This is a genomic window from Ancylobacter sp. VNQ12, from assembly GCF_049445835.1.
Classification (GTDB): Bacteria; Pseudomonadota; Alphaproteobacteria; order Rhizobiales; family Xanthobacteraceae; genus Ancylobacter.
In genome coordinates this window covers 61,158-74,769 of the sequence record NZ_JBMSDU010000011.1, presented here as the reverse complement: position 1 = coordinate 74,769, position 13,612 = coordinate 61,158, and the positions used below count along the sequence as shown (strand labels likewise).

General features: G+C 68.4%; 9 protein-coding genes. 3 read left to right on the top strand and 6 right to left on the bottom strand.

Going from position 1 to position 13,612, the window contains the following annotated elements; translation table 11 throughout:
- Positions 1-136 precede the first annotated feature (136 nt).
- The 6 genes from ACO2RV_RS15435 to ACO2RV_RS15410 form a co-directional block, all read right to left on the bottom strand.
- On the bottom strand, positions 137-1,225 hold the full coding sequence (locus tag ACO2RV_RS15435; RefSeq protein ID WP_423294515.1) for an MBL fold metallo-hydrolase: 1,089 nt from the start codon (positions 1,223-1,225) through the stop codon (positions 137-139).
- Position 1,226: 1 nt separating this feature from the next.
- Positions 1,227-2,909, bottom strand: a complete 1,683-nt coding sequence (locus ACO2RV_RS15430) for an ABC transporter permease (protein ID WP_423294513.1) — start codon at positions 2,907-2,909, stop codon at positions 1,227-1,229.
- 44 nt (positions 2,910-2,953) lie between these two features.
- Positions 2,954-3,901, bottom strand: a complete 948-nt coding sequence (locus tag ACO2RV_RS15425; RefSeq protein ID WP_423294511.1) for an extracellular solute-binding protein — start codon at positions 3,899-3,901, stop codon at positions 2,954-2,956.
- Positions 3,902-3,934: 33 nt separating this feature from the next.
- Positions 3,935-5,005, bottom strand: coding sequence for an ABC transporter ATP-binding protein (locus tag ACO2RV_RS15420; RefSeq protein ID WP_423294509.1), 1,071 nt, complete (start codon positions 5,003-5,005; stop codon positions 3,935-3,937).
- A gap of 158 nt (positions 5,006-5,163) precedes the next feature.
- Positions 5,164-6,009: an S-formylglutathione hydrolase gene (gene fghA, locus ACO2RV_RS15415; RefSeq protein WP_423294507.1), complete on the bottom strand. Its 846-nt coding sequence runs from the start codon at positions 6,007-6,009 to the stop codon at positions 5,164-5,166.
- Positions 6,009-7,136: an S-(hydroxymethyl)glutathione dehydrogenase/class III alcohol dehydrogenase gene (locus ACO2RV_RS15410; protein WP_423294505.1), complete on the bottom strand. Its 1,128-nt coding sequence runs from the start codon at positions 7,134-7,136 to the stop codon at positions 6,009-6,011. The genes fghA and ACO2RV_RS15410 overlap by 1 nt, the downstream gene beginning before the upstream one ends.
- 122 nt (positions 7,137-7,258) lie before the next feature.
- Here ACO2RV_RS15410 and ACO2RV_RS15405 point away from each other — a divergent pair, with 122 nt between their 5' ends.
- The 3 genes from ACO2RV_RS15405 (at position 7,259) to ACO2RV_RS15395 (ending at position 13,584) form a co-directional block, all read left to right on the top strand.
- A complete protein-coding gene (locus ACO2RV_RS15405) occupies positions 7,259-8,752 on the top strand; it encodes a carboxypeptidase M32 (protein ID WP_423294503.1) in 1,494 nt (497 codons plus the stop codon).
- Between the two features lie 78 nt (positions 8,753-8,830).
- Positions 8,831-10,099 carry a metallophosphoesterase family protein gene (locus ACO2RV_RS15400; RefSeq protein WP_423294680.1) on the top strand — a complete coding sequence of 423 codons (1,269 nt, stop codon included), beginning with the start codon at positions 8,831-8,833 and terminating at the stop codon, positions 10,097-10,099.
- Positions 10,099-13,584, top strand: a complete 3,486-nt coding sequence (locus ACO2RV_RS15395; protein WP_423294501.1) for an AAA family ATPase — start codon at positions 10,099-10,101, stop codon at positions 13,582-13,584. The genes ACO2RV_RS15400 and ACO2RV_RS15395 overlap by 1 nt, the downstream gene beginning before the upstream one ends.
- Positions 13,585-13,612 lie beyond the last annotated feature (28 nt).

Genomic DNA, 13,612 nt, shown 5'->3' with positions numbered 1-13,612 from the left:
TGCGGGGGCGCGCTGCGTTACGGCGTGAAGCCGGAACTCTACGCGCTGTCCTCGATCATCAACCTCGTGGTATTCGCGGCCATCGCGGTGCTCTACGTCGTGGTGAGCCGGCGCCCGGCCAGTCCGTAGAGCCGCCTCACCAGCGGAAGGCGGCCGTCTCCGACACCATCCGGACGCCGGGGAACGCTTCCATGAGCGCAGGGATGCGCGCCTTGCGCAGGAAGGCCGGCAGGAAAATCTCCGGCTGCACCGCCTCCAGCAGCGCTTTGAGGCCGGAGCGGGTCGGATGCACATTCCAGCGGCGCAGCGTGGCGATCTCCGCCAGCATGAGCTGCTGCGCCTGCGAGCCCTCCGCGACATGGCCGGTAAACACGATGTCGGCCTCGCCGGAGGCAGCGAAGCGTTCGCATAGGGCAGCGGAGAGCCCGCGATCGGCTTGTGCTCCCGCAACGATCATCGCGCCCCGGGCCGGGCTGTCGACGGCCAGTGCGGGCATCGCGGCGAGCCATGGGGTGAACGCGTCGCGGAAGCCGGCGGTCATCGCGTCGGGGTGTTGGGCGAGCGTTTCACCGACCGCCCGCGTCGCCGGGCACAGGGCGACCTCGATACCGGCGCCATGGAGGGCCAGCGCGATTTCCAGCGCGCGGCCGGTGGGCGGCGCCGGCAGCAGCAGCGGGCGCCAGCGCGCCCGCTCCACCAGTTCGGTGATCTGTTCGCTCAGCGGCTCCTCGGCATCGCCATAGCTGGCATCGCCGATCATCGCCGCGGCGGGCAGCGGACGGCTGGAGGGGAACAGCGCGCTCTCGGCGGAATAGTCGCCGGTATAGAGCAGCCCGCCGGCACCGCCGATGCGCATCCACACCGCGCCCGGCGCATGGCCGGCGGATCCGGTCTCGACATCGAGGCCGAGGATAGAAGCGCCCCCACCGAAGGGCAGGTCGCTCGCGCCGCGCAGCCGCTCGTCGTTTGACAGCGCACGCACCGGCGCTGTGGCGAAGACCGGCGGGTCGCCGATCTGCGGCGCCAGATCGAGTGCGCCGACATGGTCGGGATGTCCGTGCGAGATGAGGATGGCGTCGACCGCGCCGATACCCGTCAGGTCCGGCCGGCGTCCGGCATCCGGGCCCTCGCCGAGATCGAGCATCAGCCGCCGGCCCCCAATCTCGGCGAGGAAGCAGGCGGGACCCTTGTCGCCCCAGCCGGAAATTGCCTGAACCCGGTTCATCTCAATGCAACCCCGTGAAGCGCTCACCGGCGACATAGCGCAGCGCGCCGATGAGCAGCATGGGGATCAGGGTCGTCAGCACGATGGCGATGAACGACATGGTCATGCCGAGCCCGACCGAACCCTGCTCGAACTGGCGCCAGATGAAGCCGGCGATGGTCAGCATTCCCACCGGCGCCACCAGCAGCGAGGCGACCAGCTCGCGCGAGGCAACGGCGAAGACCAGCAGCATCGAGGTGATCAGGCTCGGCAGGATCAGCGGCAGCATGATGCGACTGAATACCGTGAAGGGCCTTGCCCCGGCGACGCGGGCGGCGGCCTCCAGATTGTCGCCGATCTGCTGGAACGCGGCCGAGGCATAGCGCACCGGCTGCGGCAGCAGGATGCAGCAATAGGCCAGCAAGAGGATCAGCGCGGTGTTGTAGGGGGTGATCGGCAGCCAGGGCTGGTTCCAGGCGAGGATCATGCCCACCGCCACCACCACGCCGGGCAGGGCGCTCGGCAGCATGGCCAGCATGTCGAGTGCCCAGCGCCCCCGTCCGCGTCCCTTGACCACGGCATAGGCGGTGATCGCCCCGAGCGCGCCGGCCAGCAGCGCCGTGGCGACGCCGAGGGACAGCGAGTTGAACAGCGCCTGCAAGGCGCCCCCGGTATTGTCGAACACTTCCTCGAAATGCTGGAAACCCAGATTGCCCGGCTTCAGCCCGCCGGAAATGGTCTTCGACAGCGCGGTGGCGAGGATCGCCAGGATGGGCAGGCCGGTGGCGAGAAAGCCGACCAGCGCGAAGGCCAGCGTGACCGGCAGCGCCCACACGCCCAAGCGGCGCTTCTCCTTGCGCTGCGGCTTGCCGCCGACCGTGTCGTAATTGCGCGTCGACAGCAGGCGCCGCTGGACCAGGAAGGCGATGAGCGACAGAGCGACCAGCAGCAGCGACAGGATCGCCGCGCCGGGCAGGTCGATCGGCCAGTCGGAGATGCGGTTCTCGATCCCCGTCACCAGCACCTGGAAGCCGAAGCGGGTGCCGAGCGCCGCGGGTGTGCCGTATTCCTCGATGGCGAGGGCGAACACCAGGAGGAGGCTCGCGGCGAGGCCCGGCGTCGCCAGCGGCAGGGTGATGCGGAAGAAGGCGCGCGCCGGCTTGGCGCCGAACACGCGCCCGACGTCGGCATAGCGTGTGCCCACCGCCTCGATGGTGCGCGACAGCGCGAAATAGACGAGGGGGAACAGGTTCAGCGACATGATCAGCACCATGCCCGGCACCGAGAACAGCAGCGGGGCGAAATTGACCCCGGTGAGCTGCTGGAGATAGCCGCGTGGCTGCATGGTCATGATCCAGCCGAGCGTGGCGATATAGGGCGGGATCATGAAGGGAACGAGGAACAGCACGTCCCACACCAGCGCGAAGGGCACGCGGAACAGGGCCCGCGCCACCGCGAGCGGCACCCCGACCAGCGTACAGCCGAGGACGACGCCGAGCCCGAGGGTGAGCGTGTTGCCGGTGAGGCGCAGGAGGCTCGGATCGGCCAGCGTGCGGCCGAGATGGGTGAGGGGCGCGGCCAGCGAGCCGCGCCCCAGCTCGGGAAAGATCGCCTGCAGCACGATGAAGACGAACGGGACCGCGACGATGACGGTCAGGCTGATCCCGGCGACCCAGCCGAGAAGGCCATGATCGCCCGTCTTCATCGATCGCTGCATGCGTCAGGCGTCCAGCCTGGAAAATCCGGCAATCACTTGCCGAACACCTTGGCGAACTCGGCCAGCGTCGCGTCGCGCTTGCCATAGACCGCGGCGGCGTCGACGGTCATGATCTTGAGGTCGGCGATCAGCGGGCGGTTGGCCTTGATGTCGCTGCGCGCGGGCATGAGATAGGTCGCCGCGACCGCCTTCTGCCCCTCGTCGGACAGGACGTAGTCGACGAACTTCTTGGCGTCGTCCTGCTGCTTCGACCAGTTGAGGATCATCATCGGGCGCGGCGCGATCACCGTGCCGGAGGCGGGGAAGATCACGTCGATCGATTCGCCCTTGGCCTTGGCGGCGAGCGAGATGTAGTCGACCGCGCCGAACACGGCGGCCTTGGCGCCCTGCATGACCGGGTTCAGCGCTTCGGCATTGGCGCCGGCGACGACGGCGCCATTGGCGGCGATGTCCTTGAACAGGCCCCAGCCATCCTTGGCCTGCAATGCGGCGACCAGCTCGAAGGAGGCACCGGACTGCGCCGGATCGGGAAGGGTGACCAGGTCCTTGTAGGCCGGCTTGGCGAGGTCGGCCCACTCGGTCGGCTTCGGCGTGCCGGAGGCCGGGTTCCAGGCGATGCCGAGCGCGGAGATTCCCTGCGCGACCGCCGTATCGTTCTTCAGGAAGTCCGGCACCGTCGCCGCGTTCGGGCTGGTGTAAGCGGTGAGCCAGCCGCGCTTGGCGAAGTCGGTCGCGGTGTCCCAGGAAGCCGAGATCAGCACGTCCACCACCGGATTGGCGGCTTCCGATTCGATGCGGGCCATGATCTTGCCGGTGGTGGCCTGGAACACGTTGACCTTGACGCCGGTCTTGGCGGTATAGCCGGCGGCCAGCTTGTCGATCAGCCCGCCGGGGCCGGCCGAATAGACGGTGATGTCGGCCATCGCCGCGCTCGTCATCAGCGACGCGCCCAGGGCAAGGGCAAAGGTAAATGCGCGCATGGGTCTTCTCCTGAGGGTTGATCGCAGTGGATGTCAGCTGGCAGTGCTGGCGAACCAGCGGATGTCTTCCGGTGGGCAGAACAGCCCGACGATGTCGCCGATCTCGGCGCGGCGCGGGCTGGCGACCTGGACCTCGTGCGCGGTGCCACAGATGCGCAGGGTCAGTGCGTAGCTGTCGCCACGAAAGCGCGTGCGCAACACTTCGGCGCGTGGTCCGCTCTCTTCGGAACCGACGAGCCGAAGGCTGCGACCGGGCAGCAGCAGCCGCGCCTCAGGCGTGGCGGGTCCCATGGTGCCGAAGCGCATCGTGGTGCCGGCGATATGCCATTCGGTGCCGTTGCGGCGCATCGGCAGCACGCAGCCGAGATTGAGGAATTCCGCAACCTCGGCGCTGGCGGGGGCCGCGACCAGCGTCTCGGGTGGGGCGAACTGGGCGATGCGGCCGGCACGCATCACCGCCACCTTGTCCGCGAGCGCAAAGGCCTCGCCCCGGTCATGGGTGACGTAGATCGCGGTGAGGCCGAGATCGGCAACCAGCGAGCCTATCTCGCCGACCATTGCCTCGCGCAATTCCGGATCGAGATTGGACAGCGGCTCGTCGAACAGCACGAGGGGCGGCTCGGCCACGACGGCGCGGGCGAGCGCGACCCGCTGCTGCTGGCCGCCGGACATGTCGGAAGGGCGGCGGTCCGCCATGGCGCCGAGCCCGACGCGCTTCAGCGCCGCGGCGACGCGACTGCGCCGTTCGGCGGCCGGCACGCCGAGCATTTCCAGCGGGAAGGCGACATTCGCCGCCACGCTCATATGGGGCCAGAGGGCGTAGTCCTGGAACACCATGCCGAGTCCGCGCGCCTCCGGCGGCACCCGCGTGCCGGTCGCGGCATCCGCGACGACGCGGCCGAGAATCTCGATGCGTCCGGCGCTGGGCGCGAGCAGGCCAGCCAGCAGCTGGAGCAGGGTCGTCTTGCCGCATCCGGACGGTCCGAGCAGGGCCAGGACCTCGCCCGCCGCCACGTCGAAGCCGACGTCATCGAGGATGCGCGCCGCGCCATAGTTCAGGGCGAGACCGCGCACCGATACCGCAGGGGAAGCGTTTGCGGACATTGCTTTTCCGGACCGAGATCGCCGAGCGGGCAATTACGGGAGCCGGATGACAGTTGCGTGACAATGCGCCTCGCGGCGGCAGCCCCAAACCGTTTCCGGTGGGGCGCCGCCGGTTCTGACCTCGGTCAGGTTCGGCTGAAGGAAGGCGTCGCTCGATTCTAGAGACCGAGGCGGCGCGCGTGCCAGGCGATGTGGTCGGCCATGAAGGTCGAGATGAAATAGTAGGAGTGGTCGTAGCCCTCGCGCAGGTTAAGCGTGAGGGGAATGCCGGCCACTGCGCAGGCATCCGCCAGCAATTGCGGACGCAGGCCCGTGGTGAGGAAGGGATCGGCCGAACCCTGGTCGACCAGGAATTCCGGGAAACGCTTGCCGTCCTCGATCAGCGCCACCGCGTCATAGGCGCGCCAGGCCTGCATGTCGGCGCCGAGATATTTCTCCAGCGCCGGCCGCGACCAGTCCGCCGTCGAGGGCTGCACGATCGGCGCGAAGGCCGAGCAGCTGGCAAAACGGTTCGGATGCTTCAGCGCGATGGTCAGCGCGCCGTGCCCGCCCATGGAATGACCGAAGATGCCTTGCCGGCTCATATCGGCGGGGAATTCCGCCGCGATCAGCGAGGTCAGCTCCTCAATGAGGTAGGAGTACATCCGGTAATGCCGGGCATAGGGCTCCTGCGTCGCATCGAGATAGAAGCCGGCGCCCGAACCGAACTGCCAGTTGTCCGGCTCGTCCGCCACGTCCGCGCCGCGCGGGCTGGTGTCGGGCGCGACGATGATGACGCCGTGCTTCGCGGCAGCGGCGCGGTACTCGCCCTTCTCCATGACATTGGCATGGGTGCAGGTGAGGCCGGAGAGATACCACAGCACCGGCACCGGGCCGCTCAAAGCCTGCGGCGGCACGAAGACGGCGAAGGTCATCGGCGTGCCGGTGACGTTCGAATCATGCCGGTACACGCCTTGAATGCCGCCATGCGACTTGGCCTTTGAGATTATTTCGAGCGCCGACATCAGTAGATCACCACGGAGCGGATGGACTTGCCCTCGTGCATCAGGTCGAAGGCGGTGTTGATCTCGTCGAGCGGCATGGTGTGGGTGATCAGGTCGTCAATGTTGATCTTGCCCTCCATGTACCAGTCGACGATCTTCGGCACGTCGGTGCGCCCGCGCGCGCCGCCGAACGCCGAGCCGCGCCAGTTGCGGCCCGTGACCAGCTGGAAGGGCCGGGTGGAAATCTCCGCCCCGGCCGGCGCCACGCCGATGACGATGGAGGTGCCCCAGCCGCGGTGGCAGGCTTCCAGCGCCTGGCGCATCACATTGACATTGCCGGTGCAGTCGAAGGTGAAGTCGGCGCCGCCATCGGTGAGGTCCTGGATCGCCTGCACCACCTTGTCGTTGCCGACCTCCAGCGGGTTGATGAAGTCGGTCATGCCGAACTTCCTCGCCATCTCAACCTTGGCCGGGTTGATGTCGACGCCGATGATCTTGTCGGCGCCGACCATGCGGGCGCCCTGGATCACGTTGAGGCCGATGCCGCCGAGACCGAACACCACGACATTGGCGCCCGGCCAGACCTTGCCGGTATAGACCACCGCGCCGATGCCGGTGGTGACGCCGCAGCCGATGTAGCAGATCTTGTCGAAGGGGGCGTCCTCGCGCACCTTCGCCAGCGCGATCTCCGGCAGCACGGTGAAGTTCGAGAAGGTTGAGCAGCCCATATAGTGGAAGATCTCGCCGCCCTGGCCGCCCACCCGCTCGCAGGAGAAGCGCGTGGTGCGGTCCGGCATCAGGCCCTGGCCCTGGGTGGCGCGGATCGAGGTGCACAGGTTCGAGCGTTGCGACAGGCAGGTTTTGCAGTTCCGGCATTCCGGCGTGTAGAGCGGGATCACATGATCGCCGACCTTGAGCGAGGTCACGCCCGCGCCGATCTCGCGCACGATGCCCGCGCCCTCATGGCCGAGGATCGCCGGGAACTTGCCCTCCGAATCGAGGCCGTCCAGCGTATAGGCGTCGGTATGGCAGACGCCGGTGGCCATGATCTCGACCAGCACCTCGCCGGGCTTGGGTCCGCCGATCTCGATGGTTTCGATGGTCAGGGGCTTCTTGGCTTCCCAGGCGACGGCGGCGCGTGACTTCATGGAGCGGGCTCTCTTTCGGTGGAGATGAGGTGGCGTCGATGTGTGACGTAGACATATTTGATGTCGATGTCCGCATCCATCCCGTAGGTTGCCGCGGGCAACTGCTTCGCAAAAGGACCGCCATGACCGCCTATGCCTCGCTGTCCGGCCATTTCGGCCGCCTCGCCGCCATGTCGAACGCCATCGGCATCCTGCAATGGGACAGCGACGCGATGATGCCGACCGGCGCCGCCGGCAGCCGTGCGGAGAGCATGGCGCTGCTGCGCGTGCTGGCGCATGAGATGGCGGTCGATCCACGTATCGGCGACTGGCTGGCCGAGGCCGATCAGCAGGCGGGGCTTACCGAGTGGGAGCGGGCCAATCTGCGTGAGATCCGCCGCGTCTGGACGGTGGAGACCGCGCTGCCGGCCGATCTCGTCGAGGCAATGAGCCGGGCAATCTCGGCGAGCGAGATGGCGTGGCGGCAGGCCCGTGCCGATTCCGATTTCAAGGCGCTGCTGCCCTATCTGACCGAGGTCCTCAAGCTCCAGCGCGAGGCGGGCGCGGCCAAGGGTGAGAAGCTCGGCCTTTCCGTCTATGACGCGCTGCTCAACGATTACGAGCCGGGCGGGCGCTCCGTGAAGATCGACGCGCTGTTCGACGATCTCGCCGCCTTCCTGCCCGGCTTCACCGAGCAGGCGCTTGCCGCACAGGCGCGCCGGCCCGCCTTGGCGCCGCTCGACGGCCCGTTCGCGGTCGAGGCGCAGCGCCAGCTCGGGGTGAAGGTCATGGCCGCGCTCGGCTATGATTTCACCCGCGGCCGGCTCGATATCTCGGCGCATCCGTTCTGCGGCGGCGCCGACAATGATGTGCGCATCACCACGCGCTATGACGACGCCGATTTCAGCAAGGCGCTGATGGGGGTGATCCACGAGACCGGCCATGCGCTCTACGAACAGGGACGTCCGGCCGCCTATATGGGTCAGCCGGTCGGGCAGGCGCGCGGCATGAGCGTGCATGAGAGCCAGTCGCTCATCATGGAGATGCAGGCTTGCCGCTCACCCGAATTCCTCGCCTATGCCGCGCCGCTGATGCGCGAGGCGTTCGGCGCGGACGGTCCCGGCTGGGAGGCTGACGCGCTGTGGCGGCGCTACACCCGCGTCGAGCGCGGCTTCATCCGGGTCGATGCCGACGAGGTCACCTATCCCGCCCATGTCATCCTGCGCTACCGGCTGGAGAAGGCGCTGATTGCCAATGAGATGCCTCTGGCCGAGCTTCCCGCCGCCTGGAACGCGGGCATGCAGGAACTGCTCGGCATCACCCCGCCCAACGACCGGCTCGGCTGCCTGCAGGACATCCACTGGCCGAGCGGGGGCTGGGGCTATTTCCCGACCTATACGCTGGGGGCGATGACCGCAGCGCAGCTGTTCGACGCTGCCTGTCGGGCCGAGCCCGACACGCTGCCGGGCATTGCACGCGGCGACTTCGCGCCGCTGGTCGGCTGGCTGCGGACACACATCCATGCGCAGGGCTCGCGCTTGGAGACCGACGAGTTGCTGACGCACGCCACCGGCCGGCCGCTCGATGCGGGAATCTTCAAGGCGCATCTCGCCCGGCGCTATCTCGGGGCGGAGTGAGCCGGCGCACGCGCGGGATAACTACGCCGATCACCGAATGGCTAGCCGTGCATGCGCATGGCTCGCTATGGTGCCGCCATGCCCTTCCGCTTCGTCCATACCGCCGACATTCACCTCGATTCGCCGCTGCGCTCCCTCGCCCTGCGCAATCGCGAGCTCGCCGAACTGATCGGCGACGCGACGCGGCGGGCGCTGGTCGCCATTGTCGATCTCTGCCTTGAGGAACAGGTCGACGCGCTGGTCATTGCCGGCGATCTCTATGACGGCGACCAGACCTCGATGAAGACGGCGCGCTTCCTGGCGAGCCAGATGGAGCGCCTGCATCAGGCCGGCATCCATGTCTTCAAGGTGCGCGGCAATCATGACGCGATGTCACGGATCACGCAGGAGCTGATCCTGCCGCCGTCGGTCAAGGTGTTCGGCGGACGGGCCGAGGCGGTGGAGATGCGCTGCGGCACGCTGGACATCGTCCTGCACGGCCTCAGCTTCGCCAAGCCGCACGCGCCGGAAAGCCTGCTGCCGAAATTCAGGCAACCGACCCCGGACGCCGTCAATATCGGCATCATGCACACCAGCCTTGCCGGCGCGCCGGGCCATGACACCTACGCACCCTGCAACATAGCGGACCTGCATGGCTGGGGTTTCGACTATTGGGCGCTGGGCCATATCCACACGCGGGCGCAGCACCCCGGCGCGCGCACCGTGATCATGCCGGGCATACCGCAGGGGCGCGACATCAACGAGGCCGGCTCCAAGAGCGCGTCGCTGGTCACGGTCCGCGATGACCGCAGCATCGTCGTGGAGGAGAGGGCGACCAGCCTCGCGCAGTTCGAGCGGATCCCGGTCGATCTTTCCGGCGTGGAGTCCTGGCACGCGGCGGTCGAGGCGATCGAGCGCGCCATGGGAGTGGAGCGCGACCGCGTGGTGTCGGAGCATCTGGTGGGGCGGCTTATGCTGCACGGCGGCACGCCACTGTCGTGGCGGCTGCGCCGCGACCGCGATCTCCTGCTTGCCGAGGTGGAGCAGCGCGCGGAAGGGCTCGGGCGGACTTGGATCGACAAGATCGAACTCGGCATCACCTCGCCTTCGGAGGCCGGACCGCGGGCTTCGGCCGACCCGGTGCTGGAACTCGGCGAACTGATGCGGGACGAGGTTCTGGACCAGCACGGCATACGGCAGGCGGTGCGCGAGCTGGTCGAGACCGTGCGCGGCGACCTGCCGCCGGAGGCTCGCGGCTTCGGCGGTGACAGCGAGGCGGCGTTCGAGGCGTTTCTCGACCGCCTGCTCGATGAAGGCTGCGAAGACGTCCTTGCGCGCCTGAAGCCGGGCGTGAGCGGAGCCGACTGATGCGCCTGCGCCGGCTCGACCTCACCCGCTACGGCAAGTTCACCGACTATTCCATCGACTTCGGCGAGCATCGGCCGGGCACGCCGGACCTGCACATCATCTATGGGCTAAACGAGGCAGGAAAGTCGACGGCGCTGTCCGGCTATCTCGACCTGCTGTTCGGGATCGAGGAGCGCACGCGTTACGGTTTCCTGCACAGCAATACGGCGATGGAGGTCGGCGCCGCGCTGGAATTCGGCGGCGATCTGCATGAGCTGAAGCGCATCAAGCAGCGCAGCAATTCGCTGCGCGACGGTCGCGGGCAACCCGCCAACGAGGCGCTTCTCGGCGCGCCGCTCGCGGGGCTGAGCCGCGACGCCTATCGCATGATGTTCTCGCTGGACGACCAGACGCTGGAGGCGGGCGGCGACGCCATCCTTGAAAGCAAGGGCGATCTCGGCGAATTGCTGTTCTCGGCCAGTGCCGGTCTCGCCGGCCTGAGCCGAACCCTTGAGGCCGTCGAGGACGAGGCGGACAGTCTTTTCCGCAAGCGCGCGAGCAAGACGAAGATCGCCGAGCTCAAGCACACGCTGGCCGAGCTGAAGGAGGAGCGTGCACGGATCGACGTGCAGGCCTCGGCCCACGCCACGCTCGTCGCAACGCTGACGCAGGCCGGGCAGGCCTATGACGAGGCGGTGCGCGAACGCGCTTCCGCCAGGGCGCGGCATGAGGAACTCGGCCGGGTGCTGCGCACGGCTCCTCTCGTCAATGACTATCGGCGGGCGAGCGCCGAGTACGAAGTGCTTGCCGCGCTTCCCCATCCGCCGGCGCACTGGGCTACCGAACTGCCGGCCTTGATGGCCGAGGATACGCGGCTGCACACGCGTCTTTCCAGCCTCGACGAGCGCACGGAGCGGCTGCGCGGCGAGATCGCGGCCATCGCGATCGACGAGCGTCTGCTGGCGCTCGGCGAGCGGATCGATCGGTTGATCCCGGCATCGGCGCGCTACAGCGGCGCCGAGGACGACCTGCCCAAACGTCGATCGAGCCTTGCGGCGCTTCAGGGGCGCATCGGTGTGATCCTGCGCACGCTCGGCCGCGAGGACGAGGTCGATCCGCAGACGCTGCTGGTTCCGGCGCCCATTGTCGGCACGCTGCGCGACCTGATCGAGCAGCGATCAGGCGTGGCGGCCGCACTGGAGGCGGCGCGCGAGGAACTTGCCGCCGCCGGGCTTGCGCTGGAGCGCGCCCAGGAGGACCGTAAGCTGCATGACGCTGAGCGTGCGTCCGACGACGCGGTTCGTCTCGCCGCGCTGCGGGAGATGGTGGCACGGCTGCGCCTGAGCGATCTTTCCGCTCGCCAGCGCGTGGCCGAACGCGAGCTGCCGCAGCGGCAGAGGCAGGTCGAACAGGCGCTTGCCGATCTCGCGCCGTGGACGGGCGATGGCAACGCATTGCGGGCACTTGCCATGCCGGACGGCCGGCAGATCGAGGAGTGGCGCGCGCTCCTGTCGGCTCTCGACACGCGACGCGCGGCCCATGCCGACCGCCTTCGCGAATTCCTTACGCAGCAGCGCGAGCATGCGGCGCGGATCGAGGCGCTTCAGGCGGCAACCGGCGCGATAGATGACCAAAGCGCCGCCGACCTTCGGGCCGAGCGCGACGCGGCATGGGGCAGGCACCTCGCGGCAATGGATCGCGACAGCGCGCGTGCCTTCGAGAGCAGGATGCGGACGGCGGATGCGCTCGCCGATGCGCGCCTCGCCAAGGCGAACGATCTGGCGGAAATGCGCAGCCTCGCCACGGCACAGGCCCTGTCGCAGGCGCAGGCCGAGCGGCAGCGGGAATTGCTGTCGGAGGTCGAGGGTGACATCGCCATGCTGCGCGATGAGATAAGCGGCGATCTGCCCGCCGGCTTGATGGCGGAGGAGGGCGCCCCTCTCGCCCGCAGGCTGGCTGAGATCGAGCGATGGACGAAGAGGCGCGACGCTGCCCTTGCCGATCACGAGCAACTGCAGGCACTGGGTGACGCGCTCGATGCGGTTCGAGCCGAGGCCGTGCGTGAAAGCGAAGGTCTCGCGCAGATGCTGGCGGCGGTCGGCATGGCGACAGAGGGCCTCTCGCTCGCGGTATTGATCGAGCTCGCGGAGACGACCCTCACGGAGGCCGCCGACCGCAAGCGGGTGCGCGAGGCCGCTGACCAGGTGCTGCGGGAGCGGGAGCGCGAAATGGTGACGCGGACGCGCGCCGTGGAGGCGGCTTCCGCCGCGATGGAGGCGTGGCAGCAGCGCTGGCAAGCCGCGCTCGCCGGCTGCTGGTTCGCCGACCGTGCGGCGAGCACCGGCGCCATCCGCGCGATCCTCGACAGGCTCGGCGATCTTTCGACCGAGCTTCGCCAGCGCACGGAGCTGCGGCACCGCGCCGATGCGATGGAGAATGACCAGCAGGCCTTCGTCGCCGAGCTCGCCGACATCCTCGCCGTGTTGGGCGAGAGGCTCGATCCTGACGCGGTACTGGCGTCAGCCAAGACGCTTGCGGGGCGGCACGAGCGGGCGAAGCAGGACCGGCAGCGCCGTCACGAGAAACAGGCCGAACTCGCGTCGCTTGCAGTTGAACGCGAAGAGCTCGCCGCCGCGATGACGGTGCACGAGGCCGGCAAGGCAACGCTTCTGACGTTCTTCGATGCGCCGGACCTTGTCGAGGTCGGTCATGCCCTTGAGCGGTGCGCGGCGCGCGACCGGCTCGCGACCGAATGCAAGCGGCTGGCCTCGCGGATCACCAGCGAGATTCAGGCCTCCTCGATCGAGGAGGCGCTGGTCCGCTTCGACGACATCGATCTCGGCGAATTCGCCCGCGAGAGCGCCGAACTGGCCGGACGGCTCGATGACCTCGACGAGCGGGTGAAGCAGCTCTTCGCGGACCGCTCGCGCGCCTCGGACCGCCTCAATGCCATTGGCGGGGACGACGCCGTCGCCCGGCTCGAGGCCGAGCGCCGCACCGTGCTGCTGGAGATCGAGGATCTGGCGCTGCGCTTCCTGCGCCTGAAGACCGGCGGCGTGGTGGCGACGCATGCGCTTCGCGCCTATCGCGAAAAGCACCGCAGTTCGATGATGGAGCGGGCGTCGGAGGCGTTTCGCCTCATTACGCGCGATGACTATTCGGGCCTTGCCACCCGTCCCGACAAGGAGCGCGAGAGCCTGATCGGAATTTCCCGCAGCGGCGGCTCCAAGCTCGCCGCCGACATGTCCAAGGGAACGCGGTTCCAACTCTACCTTGCCCTGAGGCTGGCCGGCTACGAGGAGTTCGCCGCCGCGCGCCCCTCCGTTCCCTTCATCGCCGACGACATCATGGAAACCTTCGACGAGCCGCGCTCGGAGGAGGTGCTCCGTCTCTTTGGCCGGATGGCCGGGGCCGGGCAGGTCATCTATCTGACCCACCACCGGCACCTCTGCGAGATAGCCCGTCAGGTCGTCCCCGGGGTGCGCCTGCACGAACTGGCGACCTGACGCACCCGTCCGGACCTCGAACGTAGTG